Here is a 19,403-nt window from a genome sequence, read left to right as displayed (position 1 = left end):
CAGCCTTGTGGCCACGGTACCGGGAGCGCCGGGCCGGATGCCGGCGCGAGGGTGCAGCGCATGGGCCGGCGCGAAGGTGGGCCGCGTCCGCCGCACCGGACGCACCCCGCAGCGGCAGGCGCGCACCAGCGCACAGCCGGCGTGCTGCCGCGTGTACGCCCAGCCACTTATTCTGTAGATATGCTCAACGTTTCGATAATCATCCCCGCATGGAATGAAGAGGAGCGCATCGCCGACTGCCTGATGAACGCGACGCGCCAGACCGTAGCACCACACGAGGTGATCGTCGTCGACAACAAGTCGACCGACCGCACCTGCGAGATCGTCGAGCAGTTCCAGCGCGAGCACCCCGAGGCCCCCGTCACGCTGCTGCACCAGAACGACGAGCAGGGTCTCATCCCCACGCGCAACTTCGGCCTGAACGCGGCGACCGGCGACGTGCTGGGCCGTGTGGACGCCGACTGCATGCTCAAGCCCGACTGGGTGGAGATCGTCGCCGGCATCTTCACCGAGGACCCGCAGGCCATGGGCGCCACCGGACCGGTCGTCTACTATGACATGCCCGGCAAGAAGGCCGGCCTGACCGGCGACGACTGGATCCGCCGCCACACGTACCGCGCCGACGACGACCAGGTGCTGCTGTTCGGCTCGAACATGGCGGTGCGCGCCACCGCATGGCATGCGATCGCCGGCGAGGTGTGCCGCGACAAGGAGGACGTGATGCACGAGGACATCGACGTCTCGCTGCACCTGCTCAGCCACGGGTTCAAGACCGTGTATTCGCAGCGCATGATCTGCGGCATCTCGGCCCGGCGCATGGACACGTCGTTCAAGTCGTTCCACCGGTACATGCAGCGGTTCAAGAACACGTTCGACGCGCATCCGGACCATTGGCGGGAGCATCACACCGAGCGGCGGTTGTACGCAATGTACCCATGGCTGCACGCGCTGTACCCGGTGTATCAGAAGTATCTGGCCGCCAAGGACGTGAACCCGGCCGAGCAGATCTGGTTCAGCGAGCAGATCAAGCTGGCGAAGAAGGATTTCGCGAGTCTGTGACGCGCGCGATGCCGTGACGGCTAGGCGTGGCGCAAAACCCGGTATGAACGACTGCGGGCCGGAACCCTACCAGATGGGGTTCCGGCCCGCAGTCGTTCATACCGGTCTGTTACCGTCGCATCCCGACGATCACATCAGCGAGGTGTAGATGGCGAGGATGTCCTCCTCGGTGGGCTTGCGCGGGTTGCCCGGCGTGCACACGTCGCGGAAGGCGTCGTGCGCGAGCGGGGCGAGGTCGGCCTCGGTGGCGCCGACTTCGCTGATCTTGGTCGGGTTGCCGAGGTCCACGGTCAGCTTGTGGACGGCCTGCACGGCCTCCTCGCGCACCTTCTCGAGGTCGCCGGTGTAGGCGTCCTCGACGCCGAACGCGTCGGCGATGTCACGGTACTTCTCGCCCGTGTAGTCCTTGTTGTACTCCATGACCGGGGCCAGCAGGATGCCGTTGGCGACGCCGTGCGCCACGCCCAGACGGCCGCCCAGCGGGTGGGCCATGCCGTGCACCAGACCGAGGCCGACGTTGGAGTAGGCCATGCCGGTGATGTAGCTGGCGTAGGCCATCTGCTCGCCGGCGGGGATGTCGCCGTCGGCGGACTTGGCGAGGTTCTTGGCGATCATGCGGATGGTCTGCATGCTCAGGCAGTCGGACAGCGCCCAGGCGCCCGGAGTGATGTAGCCTTCGATCGCGTGGGTGAGCGCGTCGAGACCGGTGGCGACCTTGAGGCCGCGCGGCATGGTGTCGGTCAGGTCGGGGTCGACGAAGGCGACGATCGGGATGTCGTGCGGGTCGACGGCCACGAACTTGCGCTTGTTCGGCGTATCGGTGATGACGTAGTTGATGGTGGTCTCGGAGGCGGTGCCGGCGGTGGTGGGCACGCCGAAGATCGGCACGGACGGGTTCTTCGTGTCGGCCACGCCCTCAAGGCTCAGCACGTCGGAGAACTCAGGGTTCGCGGTGATGATGCCGATGCCCTTGCAGGTGTCCTGCGGGGAGCCGCCGCCCAGGCCGATGAGGAAGTCGGCGCCGGCCTCGGCGAACTTCTTGACGCCGTCCTGGATGCACTCGACCGGCGGGTTCGGCTTGACGTTGTCGAAGACCTCGTACGGCATGCCGGCCTCGTCGAGCACGTCGGTGACCTTCTTGACGGTTCCCGTCTTCAGCAGGATCGGATCGGTGACGATGAACGCCTTGGTGAAGCCGTGGGACTTGGCGACGGTCGGAATCTCCTTGATGGCGCCGCGGCCGAAATACGCGGTCTGGTTGAAGATCATGCGATAGACCATATATATGCTCCTTTGCCTTGTCATTGTTGGGGTTTGCATCGCTTGGCTCGTTCCAAATGACACAATCAATGACACATTTTCTTGTTGTCGGTTCCAGTATAGCGCCGTGCGCGTACCTATCCCAGCATTTGCCATTGTGTGACGTAGCTCACATTTTTCGAGTGTGATGTATCTCACACTTTTCAAATCCGTTCGTCGGAAGGCGGTTTTTCGCGTTTTCCTCGTTGTACCGGGGTTTTCCGGGTTTTGCTCTCCTCGATATAGGGATAGTGACGCACGGGAAAGGCCCGTGAGTAGGTAGACAGAAAGGTTCTGACATGTCTGATGCTGTTTCCGCCGTGGTGTACCCCGGCAAGCTGACCCTCACTGCTGAGCAGTTCGAGCAGATCTTCGGATGGCGTTTCTCATCCAACAACCGTGTGGAGGCCACCAGCCCCGTTGTGGAGTGGGAGAACGGAGAGGCCACGCAGAAGAAGAAGCTTTTCGATGGGGCACCCGCGTATGAGGCTCGCGGCTTGGAAGCGTCCGCGTTGGATCCGACCACCGGTGAATACGAGCGACAGGTGCTGAGCGTCAAGGTGCGGGTGCGTCAGCCGATGACAATCCCCCGGCGTACCGACTTCGTGCCTGAAGGGAACGTCACGGTGACGTTCTCGGTCTACAAGGGCTATTTGAACTGCACGGTGTTGGTGGATGGCCTCGTTCCGGCCCAGAGGCCGCAGGGCAAGTGATGAGGCAAGGGAGGGGGCTGGCTGAGGCTGGCCCCTTCTCGTAGGGGAAAGGCTATGAAAATGGTCGAGTATGTTGCTTTGCCGTTCGATGTGAACAAGATCTACCCGCTGGCCGTCTGCCTCAAAGGCACTGGCGTTTCGGTGTCCGAGTTCGTTGAATGGGCCGATCGGAAGGGGATTGTTTCTCGTTCCTATCAGGCCGATGGCTCGTACATCGAGCGGACGGTTTCCGAGGATGCGTTTCAGGGGCTGTTCGAACCGGTGGGGGTATTGAACGCCGTGGAGCAATTGAAGGAGGAGCGCGGAGCGCGACTGGAAGATGTGGAGATCGAGGAATGACGCTGTTTCTGGTCGGGTTCGTGTGCGGTGCGATAGCCGCGTTGGTCGGTGTCGTTGTGGAAAGGAAGTGCCATGGGAAAACCAAGGCAGGACGGAAAGGAAGCCGTCAAGTTCTGGGTGGACTCGTCCCTGAAGGACGAGCTGTATCGGGACATAGGCCGGGGGCGTCGGTTCGAGACGCTGACGGAGTTGATGATCTGGCTGGTCGAGGGGTACGTGAACGGCCAGGAGGAGCAAGAAGCCCCTCAGCGCCGGGAACGGATGCCTCAGGGGAACCCGAACGGGTTGGAGTCGGTGATGCTCGATTCACCAGAGCTGGTTTCGAGCAGTGGAGAAAGGCCTACCGGGCAAGTACTGCGCAAGCCCCGGCGTCGCATGAGCTTCGGAGAGGAGAACGGCAATGAGTATCGGTGAGTGGCTGACGCACCCGCGTTGGTCCGATGCGTCGTGGTGGACGACGTGGGTCACGGTGCCTGTCCCGGGTTGGGTGCTGGGCCTGATAGCGCTTCTTGTTCTGGCCGTCGTTGTATGGGCTTGCATGGCCGAGTCTGAGAAGACCAAAAGGCTTGAGAAGGAGAACGAGAAGTATTGGGCCGATCGCGAGCGGCTTGAGGCTGAGGGGCGGGAGAAACCCTTCGGCTTGTGAGTCGGCTGGACACCTACGAGACTACGGCACTGCTGGTGGTGCTGTACGTATCCCCGCGCGTAGGTGGAGCGACCCGCTGTGTCGGTTCGCGCGTATTGGGGGAATGAGTTGGAAGGGGCCGGGTCATCGACGCCGGGGCTGTGCTGGTCTTTCGGGATTGGGCTGGTGTCGGGCCGACGTCCGGCCTTCGTCCTTGGAAAGGAGAACGACGGGATGTATGAGATTGACGGGGTGCTGTACTTGTCAGCGGCAAGCTTCGCGAGGCTTCTAGGCCGGGATCCGTCGCGGGTGAAGCAACTGCGGGTCGCGGGGCGTTTCGATGGCTGGTGCATCAAGCGCGGCGGTCGGTGGCTGTACCGGCTGGATGAGGCTCAGGCCTTTGCCCGGGAACGTGGGAAGTGACTACATGGATCCGGGTGGAAGTTGCCACGGAGCCGCCGCCGTGCGGCGGCTGGCCTGAAAGGCCTTGCTACGTGGCAACTTCATACACAAATGCTGAAAACCCTTGTGGGAGTAGGCCTCGCGGGGCATTGGAACTTCATACACATTTGCCCTGAACTTCATACACATTTGCTCAACTTCATACACAAAGAGGCCTCGATATAGGACTGGGCAACACAAGAAAAGCCCCTCGGAGATTGGGTCTCCGAGGGGCAACCAAACAAGAAAGGTTTGACATGAAGAAGTATATCCGGCAGGACGATGGATCAATCGTTGTGAAGCGCGTGGAAGGTCGCGGTAGGGGCAATACGGCATTCCCGGTGCCGTGGGATAGCCCGGAAGATGATTTCGATGATGCGGAGTCCTTGGGCTGGCGCTGGCTATATGCCGAGGGATGCCGTAGCGTATGCGACAAAGCGATGTTTCGTCCATCTGCATCTCAGGCCGCGATCTCGATGCAGAAGGATCTGGATGGCAAGGAAAATCCTCGCTATTTGGGCCGTCAGTGTCAGTCGTTCTTTCTGACTGTCCCGGTATGGACGCTGGGAGGGGCGGATGAGGCATACCCCGAGGATGATGAGCGTCGGTATACAAAGGCTGTTTCAAGGCTGAAGGCCATTCTCGATAGGGGCAAGGATTGGGAATGGGAACTCCAGATCGAGCTTGGGTCGAACGCTGAAGATGGGAAAGCCCCCTATGCTCATGCACAGATGGTTGTATACACGCCACGGATAGACGGCTCCAAGTTCCTGAAGTACTTTCCGTATGACATCTATTGTCGCAAGGTGTCGAAGAAGGAAGCCGCGGATCTGTATTGCCGCAAGGAGACTACACGAGTCGCTGGCCCGTACATGTCGGACGGGTTTGTGATGGGAGGCAAGCAAGGGCAGAGGGAAGACCTCGTGGCTCGTGATGAGGCACGGGAAAAGGCTTTCGAAGGCACGGATCCGGATGAGCTGATAGCTCAAGATCTGTCGCTGACCACCTACGCAAGGGACTTGGATCGGGCATTTGCCGCTGGCATGAAGCATCGGGCATGGAAAAGCGGTATGAGGGACGTGGACATTCTATGCCTAGTGGGGAAGTCGGGTGTGGGAAAGACGTTGTATGCTGGCTGTCTCGCAAAGCGTCGGGGACGGCCATACTTTGAAGCGCAGGGTGAGCATCCGTTCGATGACTATCTCGGTCAGGACACGGTCGTGTGGGATGATTTCGGTCGTGGCTGGGTACCGCCGCTGGGAGATGTTTCAAGATGGTACAACGGGCGACCGGGGACGAAACTCAGCGCGAGGTATCACGACAAATATGCCCTTTTCTCGTTGTTGATCGTTTCGTCCAATGCTCCTATGCGGGATTGGTATTCGGAAGAGGATCTGGCCCATGATGGGGATCGTGTTTTGGAGCGTCGAGTCTCGACGGTGGAAGTGATGCTGGATGACGACTTCGATACGGTGAGGTTCAAGCAGGTTTCGGGGCCGGTCTGGCCTGACCTACCGAAGGCGGAAAGCGTGCTGGGTATGATGCAGGAGCTGGGCTGTTCCGAAAAGCGGCTGGCCGAGCAGGTAGCGAAGCGGGATAGGCAGGTAGCGGATCTGCAAGCGAAACGAGCGAAGGCACAGGCTGATGGAGATTGGGATGAAGTGTGATGCCCGCTCGTAGCGGCTCCGATGTGCTGAGTGCGTTCGGTTTCTGCCTCGCCGGGTGTCGAGGTGCGGGATGCGCCCTCGGGCCGAGGAAAGGAACGAACGGACAAATGAGGTGGCCTTTGCCGGAGTCCTTGTTTGTCCGTTCGTTCCGTCGGCCCGTTTCGGGTGCGTCCGTGGCCTCGGCTGATCCGGGTGTGGCAGGGGCCGGGGTGCTGGTGTGTGGGGGCCGCAGACGAGCGGGGTTGAGGAACGCTGAAATCGAACTATCAACCAAGACCAAGCAGGTGCTTGATGCTGGTGAAGGGTCGGAACGCTGAGAAGCGATTCCGGCCTTTTTCGATACCCCGTACAGACATGAGCTGAAACCGGCTCTCAGGCTCAGGTGGTCTTCCTCCGGATGCGGCTCGTACTTTGCCTTGGCTTGAGACCATCTGCGAGTCTGCGTAGCTCCTTCGCTGTGTCTTTGGGCTGGACCGGTTCGGTGATGCGGATCGGCTGGGGTTTCGGTTTGCGCTGGTCTATCCATTGGGCCGCTATCCTGTCTTTGTTCGGTTCACCGTGGTAGAGCAGTGCGTCATCGACAAGCTCGATGGCTTCGCGTCGTTTCGCTTTCGTCGTCTGGGTATAGCGATCGGTCACGCTTGGCCGGGCATGTCCCAGTAGGTCTTGACGCACGGCAAAGTCGATGCCTTCCATCTCCAAAATCGATGCGAAGATGTGTCGATTGTCGTGCTGTCTCCATCGGTACGGGGTATAGCCTCCTTTGCTCCATTGGGTCTTGTCGAGCGGGTCAGCGGGATTCAATTCGCTGTTGTAGAAGGCTCGCTGGATGATGTTCCATTGCTCCCCCGTATAGCTGGGCTTGAGCGGGGTTCCTCGTTGGGTATGGAAAACGAGGTCGTTCGGGTCTGGATGCGCCGGGCGTATGGCACGTAGTGCATCCTCCACACGTCGGGGAATGTGAATCGTTCGCTGTGACGAGTCGGTCTTGCCGTAGGGCTGTTCTCGACGCTTCCCCCCTACCTCGATGACGGTACCCTCGACACGGATTGATTCGTGCGTGGCCCGCAGATCAACGCACCCCCATCTCAAGCCGCATACCTCACCACGTCTCAAGCCGCATACAAGCTCGATGAGAAAGAACGCATACCAACGTCGGTGGTAGGTATTGTTCGGGTCGCTGAGCCAGTAGAGCAGGTGTCCCGCATGACGGATCCAGTCCTCCACGTATCGCTCTTGGGAATCGCGTATCTTCGGCTTGCTTTCGACCCTGAGATACTGCGCGGGGTTCTTCCCCCTTGGCAACCATCCCATACGCTCGGCATAGCCCCAGATGCCCTGAATGAACCTCGCTATGCTGGGGTGGCCGTCCACGATGGCCTGTAGCTCCTCCGTCGTGTACTCCGCAATGGGCTTGTCTGGACGGTCTGCGTTGGGCCGTAGATGGTTGTCGATCTCGCGCCGGTAGATGTCGCGGCTGGAGTCCGCGATGTTCTTCAGATCCTTCTCGTCCCACCAACCATCAATAGCCTCGGATAGACGGTGCTTCCGGCTACGTACCGGTCGGGGGGTTTCGAGCCGTCGCTGGACGTTCCGTTGTAGGGCAAGGATAGCGGCCTGCCGCGCGGCGTCCTTCTCGATCTGCGGGGCGTCATCCGATGGACGAGGGGCGAACCCTGTGATGAAGCGACGCTGGCCGTTCATGTCGTAGTAGTACCGCACTGCCTTGTACACGGGTCGGTTGTTGTTCGTCGTCTCGATGATGCAGTCGTGCCCCGCGAGGCCATCCTTCTTTCGCATGGTTTGAGCGTACCACAATGACACAATCAATGACACAAAAAAGTTGCGCTTTTGCGCAACGTCAAGAAGAAGAAATGGCTATTTTTCAACGATTCAGTACATGGGATGCAAAATCATGCGATACACCATAATGGCTCTCCTTTGAAACGGTACACGGGAACTCAATCCCCGCTTCGTTGCTGTACGGCTCTTATCTTACCGCGTATGCTGGGAGAACGCTGGGAATGGCATCGCAATCATCTAGGCGTGTCGCCGATGCGGGACGGACCGTCATGACATGCCGCACACCATCATCCGCCTCACCACCCCGTCGTTGTCACAACGTGCACCTACCCGCTGTGACGTATCAGCGAAACCCCAATGATTGCAAGCTATCAGCGCTTGCTGTCACAGCGGGTAGGTGCACGTTGTGACAACAATGAGCCATGGAGGCAGCGCACATCGACCGAACGAGGCTGACCGGACGAGGCTGACCGGACGAGGCTGACCGGACGAGGCTGACCGGACGAGGCTGACCGGACGAGGCTGACCGGACGAGGCTGACTGGCACGACGTCATCAGGCGCCCCTACTCCCCCGTTGCAATGTGAGCGCCGTCCAGATGCCGCGGACAGCGAGCAGCGTCAGCCAGGCGGCGAACAGCAGCGAGCCAGCTCGCGGCGAGATCAGGCCTGCGATCATCGTGCCGAGCGGAGCGGTCACCACCGCGCCACAGCCGACGATCAGTCCGCTGCGCAGGTGCACGATGCCGCGCTTCCAGTTGGCAACGGTGCCGGATATCGCTCCGGGGAACATGACCAGCAGCGACGTGCCGCGGGCCATGAGGTCGCTCGCACCAAACCCGAACGAGAGCGCCGGCATCATGATGGCGCCGCCGCCGATGCCGAGCACACCTGCCAGCGAGCCGACCACCACGCCGAGCAGCACCAGCAGCGCGCCAGACCAGACGTGTAATACCAGATGACCGTCGCGCAGCGGCGTGTAGACGATCTGCTGCACGATGACGAACACCAGGAACGCCACCCATATCCATCGCAGCGCGATCTCCGGCAGCTTGCTGAGCAGCAGGCTGCCGAGCTGACTGCCGCCGATGACGCCGACGGCCAGCAGCGCCGCGGCAAGCCAGTTCACGTTGCCTTCGGTCGCGTATGACACCACGCCGGAGATCGACGTGGGCACGATGGCGGCAAGCGAGGTCGCCGCCGCGTGACGCTGGCTCAAGCCCAGCCAGACCAGCGCAGGGACGATGATCGTGCCGCCGCCGATGCCGAACAGTCCGGACAGGACGCCGCAAGCCAGACCGGTCGCCAGCAGCACCGCAAACTCACGCAGGGAGAACCGCTTGCCGCCGCCATGTCCCGTCGCCGCGTCGTCTACGGCCGGCGTGCCGGCTACGGTCGACGTGCCGTCTGCGGACATCCCATCGCCGCCGGGAGTCGTGTCACCCGCGGATGTCAAGGTCGTCTGTTCATGTTGCTTGGTTGCCATGGGCCCCTACTGTAGTCCGCACGCAGCCGCACCGCCCCCGCCATATCATCTGCCTTATGTCACGCGGGCCGCCCGGGCCACGTGACACACCACCCGCAAACCCACGTATTCCAAGGATTGCGGGAACCGCATCACCCGGGTCGGGCGGTCCGCGTGACACAAGCAAGGCACTGTGCGACGCTTCGCGGCGCGCTGCCTCACCGGCACGTGAAAGCCACGAAGCGTTGAAACCACGAAATCCGAGCACGAAAACCACGAAACCCCGCAAGTCTTGCGACCTGCGGGGTTTCCTTTGGTGGCTCCGAGCGGCATCGATCCGCTGACCTAGCGATTTATCCGAGCTTTTTGTTAACAGTTGTATGTAGATGCAAGTAGATGTACAAACGGCCGTCTTCCGGCGCCTATCCGCCTTCCGGTGATGTATTGGGGTGTAGTTGACTGTATCTAAATGTGGTGAGTTTATGGTTAGTGTGCGGATAGTCGGCTACAGCAACCCGTCGAGCCGTTGCTGGAGGAGCCGCGCGGAATCCGCCGTGCTCCGGCTGCGCTGCATGTACACGTCTTGGGTCATGCTCGGCTTGCTGTGCCCGAGGTAGTCGGCTATCTGCCGCGCGCTCAGGCCTGCGTCGTCCAGCATCGTCGCCACGCACTTGCGTAGCGAGTGGGACGTGACGCCCGGGAACCCGAGAGCGTCCCGCCGTTCCCTCAGCGCGCGCTCCACGTTGTTGGGGTCCACCACGCCGCCGTCCGCGTTGACGAACACCAGACCCAGATCACTCGGCAACCCCAGCGCCCGGCGCTCACGCAGCACGGCCATAACCGAGTCCGGTACCGTGATAGACCTTCTGCTTGCGTGAGTCTTGGGGAACCGCTGCAACACCGCGCCCTTGCCCTTCAGGTACTTGGCCTGCTGTACGGCATGGATCATGTTCTTCTCGAAGTCGATTGCATCCCACGTAATGCCCAATTGCTCGCCCATGCGCATACCGGTGCCGGCCATCATGCGGAACACGTCGGCGTACCCGCTCGCCTTCATGTGTTCGTCCTGGCATACGGCGTGGAGGAACCCGCCCAGCCGTTCCGGTGGTATGGGCGTGCTGCCTGGCCTGCCCGGCTTCTCTATCCGTTCGACCTCGCGCACCGGGTTGCGGTCTAGTGCGCCGTTGCGCACGGCCATGGCCATCATGCCGGATAGGACGCTCCGGCAGTTCTTTGCGGCGCCGTGCCCGTGGTCCTTGGCGACGCGGGTTATGAAGTCGTTCAGCCGTTGCGTGCTGCCGGCCTCGCGGATCGACAGGTCACCCAGCCCGGGTTTGATGTGCGCGTCTATGGCGACCTGGTACGTCTGGACGGTTCCGGGCGCGCGTCGCGCCTTCTTTTCCTCGATGAACAGGTCCGCAAGCCGTCTCATGCGCGTGTTCGGGCTTATCGACGCGCTTGCCGCGTCGTCCAGCTGCCCGAATGCGGCTTGCACCGCCAATCGCGCCTTGATCCTGCTCTTGCGCCATCGCGTGACCTGACCAAGTGTGCCGTTTGCCCTCCGATAGTTCGCCTTGGCGCGGTACATGCCGCGTTCGTCCGGCTGCTCGGTCACGCTGATGTTGCCGAGCGCGCCCAATGGGAGGCGTGGCCGTGCCATGGCTAGCCCCGCTTGCGGCCGGCCGCCACCGGCATGAGGAACAACGCCTTACGCGCAGCCGTCAACCACTTTCTAGCCGTGGATGGCGCGACCCCATTCAGTTCGGCCATCATCGCGCCGACGTCCTCGCCGGCGTGCCGTTCCTCCATAGCGTCGTACTGCCTTCCGACCTTGGCTAGAAACGCCTGGTCTGTGACGCGACCGTTCGGCAACGGCTTCAAGGGGTCTTCGTCAATAGCATTCCCGAGCACAAGGGCACGATTCAAGGCCACCGCGTTGCCTATCTCGCGCTTCGTATACGCGGCGCCTATGGCGGACACCGGCAGCGCGCGAAGCTGCGCCCCTGTGGTCTCCCTTCCATTCTGGAATGGCGAGATCACGGCGGACACGTACGCCTCTCGCGTCCCGTCGCCCTTGAACTGGAGACGCAGCACGAACTCGTCACCGGTATCCCGGTTGCGCAACCTCACCCAGCGGTGGCCCATAGCCCAACGCGCGCGCAACGACCTGGGGAACGACTGCGCGCCGTCTCTCGCCACGTCGTCGTCGGTCAGGTCCTCGTACGCGATCCGCGAACCGACCACGCGCTCCAAGGCGGCCTGTTCGTCGGTCGGCAGACCGTTCTCTAGCTCTTCCCATGGGGCCGGTAGGAAATCTTGATATCTCATGACATCCAATTATAAGACACGCCAACTAGATGCAACAATTTGCATTTTGCTCTATCTGAAGTTATGTTGTTTTACATCAGTATACAAATTGACATAGCTGGAGGTAATTGGATGCATCAGAAGACGGAGACGCTGCTGACCGTGGCGGATATCGCCAAACGCTACGGCAAATCGGTCAACGGCGTCTATCACATGACCTGCTACCGGCCCGGATCGCTGCCGCCCAGCATCAAGGTGGGCCGCGCCCTCCGCTGGAGGCCCGAAGACGTCGAGGCCTGGGAGAAATCACAGCACGCCGCCGACGACAGCGAGGAGGTGGAGCAATGAGCGCCGCATCGCTGTACCCGCCGCTCCCCGACCAGACCGTGGCAGCCCGGACCGTCAACGGCACACGCGGGATCACGGTAAGCAACCCCGAATTCCCCAACCGCCCGTTGCACGCGACGCGCAGCAGGGACGGCCGACACGTGGCGCTCGCCATGGGCGACGACCTGATCACCGCCACCGCGATCCGGCTCGACCCGCCCGCCATCCGCGCGCTGCGCCGCCTGCTCGAAGGCCTCGACCCCGAGACCGGGACCGTCATCGAAGACAAGGACGCCGACCATGAGACGCACTGACCCGCCAACCACGCCGAAACACAGCCCGGAACCGCCCGAGAACGCGCGTATGGCGCTCTCAGGCATCCTCTACCATGTCGCCGCCGTAATCCTGCTGACGGCGCTTCTGCCGCTCTCGGGCGGCGTGTTCCCTCCCGCGCTGCTGCTCGCCGGCACGGCCGCGACGCTCGAACTCATAGCCGGCAGACTGGAGCGGGAACAATGAACGCCATCCCCGCCGTCGAGACCACCATGGAACAGGTCACGGCCGCCCGGCAGCTGCCACGCCGCGCCACCGAGAACGTCGTCGCCGCCGTGCTCGGCCTGCCTCTCTCGACGCTGCGCACCTGGCGGCGCATGGGGCACGGGCCCGACCATGAGAGCCGACCGGACGGCACGCCCGTCTATGAACGCCGCTGCGTCATCGCATGGTGCCGCCGCCACCTCAAGGAGACCACGCTGCAGGACGCCGCCACTGCGGACTCCCCTGCCGTCCTGACCCGTGAGACGCCGGGCGGAGAGTGGCCGCAGGGCACGCGACACCTGTACGCGAACAAGTACACGGCCGCCTACAACGCCGGACTGGCCAAGGCGTTGGCGAAGGCCGCGACCGAAAGAAGGGGGTGAAGGCCATGACGCTCGCCATAGACGCAGGCGCGTACACCAGGCACATGGCCGACCGGATCATGAACGACACGCGACGATACGAGGAGCAGGCGTCACGCCGCCCCATGTTCACGCCCGCCCTGTCGGTGGCGAAACACCGGCCAAGGTTCCTCGACATGCCACTCATACCCGTGGGCATGATCACGCTGATAGCCGGACGCGCAGGCGTGTCAAAAAGCACGTTCAGCCTCTACAAGGCCGCACAGGCCACGCGCGGCACCCTCGCCGGCGACTGGAACGGCAACCCCGTGCATGTCGCCATCAGCTGCATCGAGGACAGCAAGAGCATGGTCCGCATGAGGCTGGAGGCGGCCGGCGCCGACCTCAACCGCGTCATGTTCCTCGACATCTCGTCAGGCACGGAAGGCACCCTTGGCGGCATCCGCATACCTGACGACCTGCACGACATCGAGACCGCCCTGGACGAATCCGACGTGCGCCTCTGGATCATCGACCCCATCACGTCCGCCATGGACGGCGACACCAACAAGAGGGACGACGTGCGCCGCTGCCTCGACCCGCTGGCGGCGCTCGCCGACCGCATGAACATCGCCGTCGTCGGCATCCTGCACTTCAACAAGGGCGCCGGCTACGCGTCCGACAAGATCAGCGGCTCCCATGCGTTCCGCGACGTGATCCGCTCGAGTATCCAGATCGCCAAGGACGACGACAACGGCGACTGCGTGCTCACCCTGGACAAGAGCAGCTACACGACCGCGCAGGGCGACTCGTACAGTTACGGGCTCATGGGCGTGGACGTGGCCGACGACGACGGCAACGTGTTCAGCGTGCCCAAGGTCACCGGCCTCATGCCCACGAAACGCAGCGTCAACGAGGTCATCAACCGCACGCAGACACCGCCGCCGTCCGAACCGAAGGAACGCGGCGAAGCCCTCGAATGGCTCACCGGCTACCTCGAAGAGCACGGGGCGACGCCGTTCCGGCAGATCGCCGACATGGCCGACGAACGCGGGTACACCGTCAAGCAGCTGCAGCGTCTGCGCGAACGGCACCCCGGACTCATAGCCTCGACCCCCGACCCCGAGCACACGGGACGCGGACGCGGCTACCTGTGGAGCCTGACCAGCACGGACGGAAGGGGGTAGTGAACATGCGCCCCGCAGCCCGAAACCGCGACCATGCGAAAACGTTGGAATTCCAACGATATCAAGCACCCGCCGACCGGCGATTACTACCCCGTTCCGGCACCCTGTGGGGTAGTGAACAACGTTGCAATTCCAACGGTTTAAGCCACCTTGGATTACTACCCCCCTGAGCATTCCCCCGCGCGCGCACGCGCGCGCGTGAATACGCGCCGCGGGGTAGTAATCCGAACCCGCGAAAACGTTGCAATACCAACGTTTTTCACTACCCCGGATTACTACCCCACCCAAAACGGCCGATAGCCTGAAAACCCAGTAATACCAACGGTTTAACCGTTACAAGAAAAACCATGGAGACAGCACCATGAACACTCCCCCCATAATCCACCTGGCAGCGCCCCGCACGCACGCCACCCTATGCGGTCTGCCCGTCACACGGCGACAGCACGCCACACGCCACGACCTCGCCGGCGCATGGGTGTCATGCCCGCTGTGCGAAGCCGCCAGCATCCTCTCCGACAGCAGGCTCGGCACCTGGACGCAACCCGACCTTCAGGAGGCCGCATCATGACCACCACCGTCACCACCACGGCAGCAACGACAGCCGGCACGCGGCCGGCGCTCGCGGACGGACGCCCATGGCCCGACCTGCTGCCACCACCGCCACGCCTGCAACTATCGCACACGCCCGGCTGGAGGTTCGAGACATTCGACATGCACGACCCGTCCCTCGTCGTGTTCGACAGCGAGTCCGACGCGTTCGGCCTCTCGTTCTCCCTGGACGTGTTCAGCGACGGGACGCTCTCGAACGGGCTATCCCCGGACGGCTGCGAAATGTACGCGGACATGACGCCGGACGAACTGGCCGACCTCGCCAACGAGACCGACCGTCTGCAAACCTGGCTGGACGACTGCGCGGAAGCGCTCGATTGGACGCGCCGCCACATCAAGGAGATCATCGGCACATGCTTGTGAGGATACCCGCCGCATACCGGCACCGCACAGAAAGGAAAAACAACCATGACAAGACGACGAAGGCACGGCACACGCTCGCCCGCATCCCTCGAAGCCCGATACCTGACGGAACTCGGCAACGGAGCGCAACGCGACGACATGCTCCAAGCACTATGCCGGATCGCCGACGAACTGAAGCGCCGCAACGACCTGACCCAACCACCAACCAAGGAGGAACACCGATGAGAACCATGAAACAGACCGCCGACAGCGGGATCCTGAACCCGTTCCAAGTGGACCCGGCGAACAACCCGACGCCGCGCGACCGGTTCGTCTACGAGGCCATGGCCCGCGCCGTGGACGCGCTCGAACGCATCGCGGACGCGCTCGAAGCACAGAACGGAGGCCAATCGTGAGCGACGAACAGAACCAGACCACGGACGCGCAGACCACGCCACCATCCCCGCCTTCCGAGACGGAAAGCCCGCAGGAGAACGAACGGATCGCCAAGCTCAGCCGTGAGGCGGCGAACTACCGGCGACAGCTGCGCGAAGCGCAGGCCGAACGCGACAGCCTCAAAGAGGCCGTGTCCATCATGCGCCGCGACGGCATCGCCGCCGCGTTGGCCGGCCTCAACCACAACGGCCTCACCAGTGAGGCCGCTCGCGACGTCGCCGCCGCCCTGACCGACGAACAGCTCGCCGAACTGTACCCGACCGGCAGCCCGGACGCCGACGCCGTGGCGGCGCTCGCCGCCGAACAGCTCAAGGCACACCCCTACATGTCCCGCGCCGGATCGCCCTTGGTCAGGTCACGCGCCCGGCCCACTGGCGGCACGGACCCGACCGCCCGCCCGCGCGGTTTCGACGCGGCGCTCGCCGACAGGTTCGGCAGCCTGTAGGATAGGGGGTACAGGCCGCACGCATCCCCGTGGGAGCGTAGGCCGGACTCTTCCGGGCGCTGGACGCCCTGGGCATTGATCCCCGTGGGATCGCCGACAAACGCAATTCATTCGTTTCAGGCGATCCCATAGTCATATCCGGTGGGATCGCGGAAAGGCCAAGACCATGGCAATCATCACCACAGACGACAACAAGGGCCTGTATTCCGACTCGAGCATGTTCCCCGTCGAAGACGTGCTCTCCGACGCGCTCGTGCTCACCCAGAGCACCAAGGGGCCCACCATCGAGGGCGACGAACCCGTCATGCACATCCCGTTCGTCGCCGACAACCCCGAGGCCAAGGTGTACGCGGAAGGCGACACGATCGACGACACGCCGCCGACCGTGAGCGAACTGACCGTGTACACGAAGAAGCTCGCCCTGCTCACCGTCCTATCGAACGAATCCACGAACTACAGCGGCGTGGAAACCCTCATGTCGGACTCGCTCAAGCGCGGCATCGTCAAGAAGGCCGACCAGATGTTCCTCACGAACACCGCCAAGGAGGCGGCCGGCAGCATCGAGGGCGGCCTGTACTCGCCGCCCCACGGCGAACCGGCCGGCCTCGTGAACACGCCCGGCATCGTTGACGGCGGCGCGATCACCTCAAGCATCAACCCGCTTCTGGAGACGCTCGGCACGCTAGGCGACAACGGTGCGACCCCCACCGCCATCATCATGGGATACGGCGCATGGGCCAAGCTGCTGCGCCTCGCCGACGCGAACGGCCGCCCCCTCATCGCCCAGGACATCGCCAACAGCCCGACCCCCGCACTGTACGGCATCCCCGTCGTGCTCAACGCCCAGGCGCCGAAGGATACACTGCTGATCATCGACAAGACCGAGGTGCTGTCCTCGTGCGGCACCGTCAAGCTCGCCACATCGCAGGACGTGTTCTTTGACCGCGACAGCCTCGCCGTGCGCGTGACCTTCCGGTTCGGGTTCGGGGTGCTGCACCCCAACCGCCTCGCCAAGCTCACCATCGGGACGAACGCCACAGGCACGGGCAAGTAGCCATGGGCACTGGCACCACCACGACCAGCGGGACGGATACAGGCGTCACGCGGGACACGTCCCCACGCCGCGTGTCGCCGCCCGACCCGCAACGGTTCGACATCCAGGAACAACAGCAATGCCCGTTCGACACGCTGCACTGCTACATATGGCAAGATGGAACGGTAACGATCCAGAAAGGCGGAGACCAGTCAAGAATCTGGCGGCTCAACAGCGACGAAGCGCAAACGCTCGCCGCCCTGCTAGCAGAGCCGGGGCCCGATACCCCTTTACGGGGGTGGGAGGGGACTCCCCGGCGTAGCCGGTAAGACCGCCGGATAGCACTTCCGGTCATACATACGCCTCAGACCCCTGTTTTCTCAACTGAGGCATTTTCCGTTAGGTTGATTGCGATAGCCCTTGTAGGCGGCGTTTACGCGGCCTACAAGGGCTATCTTCATTCGTGCGACAATCTCCAATTATAGCGTGCGCCACTGTTTTTTTACTGCGTTACAAAACGTGTTTAGCCTTGCAATATCAACACTTTCAAGTTGTTTTAGAGCCTGTTACGTTATAGTATTAGTGTATGAATCTCTGCGAACACTGCCGTAAGCCGCTGCCTGAGCCGCAAGGGCACGGCAGGCCTCGGCGCTACTGTTCCGACGCCTGCCGCATGGCCGCGCACCGGCTGCGCAAGGCAGTCGACTACCCGCTTGAAATGCGGCTTACCGTGCGCTGGTGCCGTTGGGCGAAGACCATGCGCGGCGGCAGCGCGACCAAACGGCCGATCATGGCTAACGGCTCCCCCGCCTCCACCTCCGACCCAACGACGTGGGATTGTCTGGGGAGCGTCGAGGCGTCCCGCGCTGGCGACGGAACCGGCTTCATGCTCGGTGACGGGTTCGCGTGCATCGACCTCGACCACTGCTATGACAATCGGCACCACCTGACGCCCTGGGCGAAAATGCTCATAGCCCCCGTCGCCGGCACTGCCTACATCGAGATCAGCCCGTCCGGCGACGGCCTGCACATCTGGGGGCGGATGGATGAACGCCCCGGCCTGAAGATCAGAAACGAACTTGGCATGAACATCGAGGCCTACAGCGTCGGCCGGTACATGACCGTCACCGGCAGACGCCACCCGTCCAGCGGCCGGCAGCTCCCTGATTTGGCGTTTCTTTGGAACGTCATCGAGCGACTCCGATAGCCGACCGGTTTATGTATCTAAATGTGGTGAGTTTATGGTGAGTCAACGGGTTTATGGTGAGTAAGTCAGGAGGGGAAAAACCACGAAACCCCGCAAGTCTTGCGACCTACGGGGTTTCCTTTGGTGGCTCCGAGCGGCATCGATCCGCTGACCTAGCGATTTTCAGTCGCTCGCTCTACCAACTGAGCTACAGAGCCAGTGAACACAAAAATCCAGCAAAAACCGAATCTTCACATTCAAGCGACCCCGGCCGGACTTGAACCGGTGACCTCCGCCGTGACAGGGCGGCGCTCTAACCAACTGAGCTACGGGGCCGTGTGCTTGTTTGAAGCAACGAATGAATATATTACAGGTTTCCAGCGGTTACGCAACTCGCGGCGTGTCGCCTGTGATTCCAACGATTTTGACCCACCACCATCAGAACGGCAGCACCGTGCGCAATGCCGTCAGACCGGCGAACGCAGCACTGAAATCGCTGTCCCCATAGTCCTTGTAGTGACAGTCGCCGTTCACGCAGTACGATCCGCTCCAGCTTTCCGGATGGTTCGCCACATAGATAACCGCAATCACCGCGATCACAATGGCAATCACCATGATGACCACGGCGATCGCACTGATGACGATGCCCGCGATGGCGAACGCCTTGCCCTGCTCACGGGTGCGGTTGATCTCACGCAGCGCGATGATAGAGAGAATCAGCCCCGCGGGAGCGAACACGAACGACAGCACGAACCCGATGATGGACATCGTGTTCCACTTGTTCACCGGCGCATAGTACGCCGGCTGCTGGTACTGGCCATACTGCGGATACCCGGCCGCCCCATAGCCGGCCGGACCGCCCGCATACGGAGCGGAGCCGTTGGCGCCGCCATAGCCGTAGGGCGGCACGTCACCCTGCTGGGGATACGGCCGCCCGCCGTATGGCGCACCCTGCCCCGAGCCGTCGGCCGCCCCATAGGACTGGGCCGCATAGTCCTGCGGGCCATACGGCGTCTGCCCCTGCGGCTGCGACTCCTGCGCTCCCCCATCGTCCGGCATGGGATTGAAATCGTTCGATGACATCATCGACCCCCTTGTGCGATTCGCTGACACGCCGCACGCATATCGGGCGGCGTGACGCGATGACAACTTCTACCGATACCATGGTATCCGCCGCGCCGTACCATGCCATCGCGCGCAACGCCGCAATACGACGCAGGCTCA

The 19,403-nt window shown here is 62.5% G+C and carries 25 protein-coding genes and 2 tRNA genes; 19 read left to right on the top strand and 8 right to left on the bottom strand.

Annotation, left to right across the window (positions count from 1 at the left end; genetic code table 11):
• The first annotated feature begins 180 nt into the window (after positions 1–180).
• On the top strand, positions 181–1,059 hold the full coding sequence (locus F7D09_RS04910; RefSeq protein ID WP_152234296.1) for a glycosyltransferase: 879 nt from the start codon (positions 181–183) through the stop codon (positions 1,057–1,059).
• Between the two features lie 129 nt (positions 1,060–1,188).
• Here F7D09_RS04910 and fucO read toward each other — a convergent pair whose 3' ends face one another.
• Entirely contained in the window at positions 1,189–2,340 is a 1,152-nt protein-coding gene (gene fucO, locus F7D09_RS04905) for a lactaldehyde reductase (RefSeq protein ID WP_152234295.1), read from the bottom strand.
• 317 nt (positions 2,341–2,657) lie between these two features.
• Between fucO and F7D09_RS04900 the strand changes: the two genes are divergently transcribed.
• The 6 genes from F7D09_RS04900 (at position 2,658) to F7D09_RS04875 (ending at position 6,143) form a co-directional block, all read left to right on the top strand.
• Positions 2,658–3,071, top strand: coding sequence for a hypothetical protein (locus tag F7D09_RS04900; RefSeq protein WP_152234294.1), 414 nt, complete (start codon positions 2,658–2,660; stop codon positions 3,069–3,071).
• Between the two features lie 54 nt (positions 3,072–3,125).
• Positions 3,126–3,410: a hypothetical protein gene (locus F7D09_RS04895; protein WP_152234293.1), complete on the top strand. Its 285-nt coding sequence runs from the start codon at positions 3,126–3,128 to the stop codon at positions 3,408–3,410.
• A gap of 72 nt (positions 3,411–3,482) precedes the next feature.
• Positions 3,483–3,824 carry a hypothetical protein gene (locus F7D09_RS04890; protein ID WP_152234292.1) on the top strand — a complete coding sequence of 114 codons (342 nt, stop codon included), beginning with the start codon at positions 3,483–3,485 and terminating at the stop codon, positions 3,822–3,824.
• Positions 3,811–4,056: a hypothetical protein gene (locus tag F7D09_RS04885; RefSeq protein WP_152234291.1), complete on the top strand. Its 246-nt coding sequence runs from the start codon at positions 3,811–3,813 to the stop codon at positions 4,054–4,056. The genes F7D09_RS04890 and F7D09_RS04885 overlap by 14 nt, the downstream gene beginning before the upstream one ends.
• Before the next feature lie 213 nt (positions 4,057–4,269).
• Positions 4,270–4,458, top strand: a complete 189-nt coding sequence (locus F7D09_RS04880; protein WP_152234290.1) for a hypothetical protein — start codon at positions 4,270–4,272, stop codon at positions 4,456–4,458.
• Positions 4,459–4,733: 275 nt separating this feature from the next.
• Positions 4,734–6,143 (top strand): P-loop NTPase family protein, encoded by a 1,410-nt coding sequence (locus F7D09_RS04875; protein ID WP_152234289.1) that lies wholly within the window; start codon positions 4,734–4,736, stop codon positions 6,141–6,143.
• A gap of 378 nt (positions 6,144–6,521) precedes the next feature.
• Here F7D09_RS04875 and F7D09_RS04870 read toward each other — a convergent pair whose 3' ends face one another.
• The 4 genes from F7D09_RS04870 to F7D09_RS04855 form a co-directional block, all read right to left on the bottom strand.
• Positions 6,522–7,943 carry a tyrosine-type recombinase/integrase gene (locus F7D09_RS04870; RefSeq protein ID WP_152234288.1) on the bottom strand — a complete coding sequence of 474 codons (1,422 nt, stop codon included), beginning with the start codon at positions 7,941–7,943 and terminating at the stop codon, positions 6,522–6,524.
• 557 nt (positions 7,944–8,500) lie between these two features.
• Complete coding sequence (locus F7D09_RS04865; protein WP_226835966.1) at positions 8,501–9,430, bottom strand: sulfite exporter TauE/SafE family protein; 930 nt, start codon at positions 9,428–9,430, stop codon at positions 8,501–8,503.
• A gap of 484 nt (positions 9,431–9,914) precedes the next feature.
• Positions 9,915–11,069 (bottom strand): site-specific integrase, encoded by a 1,155-nt coding sequence (locus tag F7D09_RS04860; protein WP_152234287.1) that lies wholly within the window; start codon positions 11,067–11,069, stop codon positions 9,915–9,917.
• Positions 11,070–11,071: 2 nt separating this feature from the next.
• On the bottom strand, positions 11,072–11,737 hold the full coding sequence (locus F7D09_RS04855; RefSeq protein WP_152234286.1) for a hypothetical protein: 666 nt from the start codon (positions 11,735–11,737) through the stop codon (positions 11,072–11,074).
• Positions 11,738–11,848: 111 nt separating this feature from the next.
• Between F7D09_RS04855 and F7D09_RS04850 the strand changes: the two genes are divergently transcribed.
• The 12 genes from F7D09_RS04850 (at position 11,849) to F7D09_RS04800 (ending at position 18,200) form a co-directional block, all read left to right on the top strand.
• Positions 11,849–12,064, top strand: a complete 216-nt coding sequence (locus F7D09_RS04850; RefSeq protein WP_152234285.1) for a helix-turn-helix transcriptional regulator — start codon at positions 11,849–11,851, stop codon at positions 12,062–12,064.
• Positions 12,061–12,357, top strand: coding sequence for a hypothetical protein (locus F7D09_RS04845; RefSeq protein ID WP_152234284.1), 297 nt, complete (start codon positions 12,061–12,063; stop codon positions 12,355–12,357). Before F7D09_RS04850 ends, F7D09_RS04845 begins: the two co-directional genes overlap by 4 nt.
• Complete coding sequence (locus F7D09_RS04840; protein WP_152234283.1) at positions 12,344–12,562, top strand: hypothetical protein; 219 nt, start codon at positions 12,344–12,346, stop codon at positions 12,560–12,562. The genes F7D09_RS04845 and F7D09_RS04840 overlap by 14 nt, the downstream gene beginning before the upstream one ends.
• The gene (locus F7D09_RS04835) at positions 12,559–12,963 is read left to right on the top strand and encodes a hypothetical protein (RefSeq protein WP_152234282.1); all 405 of its coding nucleotides are present in this window, start codon (positions 12,559–12,561) and stop codon (positions 12,961–12,963) included. Before F7D09_RS04840 ends, F7D09_RS04835 begins: the two co-directional genes overlap by 4 nt.
• A gap of 5 nt (positions 12,964–12,968) precedes the next feature.
• Positions 12,969–14,108 (top strand): AAA family ATPase, encoded by a 1,140-nt coding sequence (locus F7D09_RS04830; RefSeq protein WP_152234281.1) that lies wholly within the window; start codon positions 12,969–12,971, stop codon positions 14,106–14,108.
• A 361-nt stretch (positions 14,109–14,469) separates the two neighbouring features.
• Positions 14,470–14,676, top strand: coding sequence for a hypothetical protein (locus F7D09_RS04825; protein WP_152234280.1), 207 nt, complete (start codon positions 14,470–14,472; stop codon positions 14,674–14,676).
• Positions 14,673–15,080 (top strand): hypothetical protein, encoded by a 408-nt coding sequence (locus F7D09_RS04820; protein WP_152234279.1) that lies wholly within the window; start codon positions 14,673–14,675, stop codon positions 15,078–15,080. Before F7D09_RS04825 ends, F7D09_RS04820 begins: the two co-directional genes overlap by 4 nt.
• Before the next feature lie 45 nt (positions 15,081–15,125).
• Positions 15,126–15,305 carry a hypothetical protein gene (locus F7D09_RS04815; RefSeq protein ID WP_152234278.1) on the top strand — a complete coding sequence of 60 codons (180 nt, stop codon included), beginning with the start codon at positions 15,126–15,128 and terminating at the stop codon, positions 15,303–15,305.
• The gene (locus F7D09_RS11115) at positions 15,302–15,475 is read left to right on the top strand and encodes a hypothetical protein (protein WP_193312333.1); all 174 of its coding nucleotides are present in this window, start codon (positions 15,302–15,304) and stop codon (positions 15,473–15,475) included. The genes F7D09_RS04815 and F7D09_RS11115 overlap by 4 nt, the downstream gene beginning before the upstream one ends.
• Positions 15,472–15,960: a hypothetical protein gene (locus F7D09_RS04810; protein ID WP_152234277.1), complete on the top strand. Its 489-nt coding sequence runs from the start codon at positions 15,472–15,474 to the stop codon at positions 15,958–15,960. The genes F7D09_RS11115 and F7D09_RS04810 overlap by 4 nt, the downstream gene beginning before the upstream one ends.
• 166 nt (positions 15,961–16,126) lie before the next feature.
• Entirely contained in the window at positions 16,127–17,014 is an 888-nt protein-coding gene (locus tag F7D09_RS04805; protein ID WP_152234276.1) for a phage major capsid protein, read from the top strand.
• 565 nt (positions 17,015–17,579) lie between these two features.
• Positions 17,580–18,200: a hypothetical protein gene (locus F7D09_RS04800; protein ID WP_152234275.1), complete on the top strand. Its 621-nt coding sequence runs from the start codon at positions 17,580–17,582 to the stop codon at positions 18,198–18,200.
• Between the two features lie 121 nt (positions 18,201–18,321).
• Here the strand turns inward: F7D09_RS04800 and F7D09_RS04795 are convergent.
• The 3 genes from F7D09_RS04795 to F7D09_RS04785 form a co-directional block, all read right to left on the bottom strand.
• Positions 18,322–18,397 (bottom strand) — tRNA-Phe (locus F7D09_RS04795).
• 44 nt (positions 18,398–18,441) lie between these two features.
• Positions 18,442–18,515: transfer RNA gene (locus F7D09_RS04790), tRNA-Asp, on the bottom strand.
• A gap of 102 nt (positions 18,516–18,617) precedes the next feature.
• On the bottom strand, positions 18,618–19,265 hold the full coding sequence (locus F7D09_RS04785) for a DUF4190 domain-containing protein (protein ID WP_226835964.1): 648 nt from the start codon (positions 19,263–19,265) through the stop codon (positions 18,618–18,620).
• Between the last annotated feature and the right edge of the window lie 138 nt (positions 19,266–19,403).

The sequence above is a fragment of the Bifidobacterium leontopitheci genome (assembly GCF_009193355.1).
Taxonomy (GTDB): Bacteria; Actinomycetota; Actinomycetes; order Actinomycetales; family Bifidobacteriaceae; genus Bifidobacterium; species Bifidobacterium leontopitheci.
Note: the sequence above shows the minus strand (reverse complement) of the source record. Positions and strands in the feature narration are given on the sequence as shown.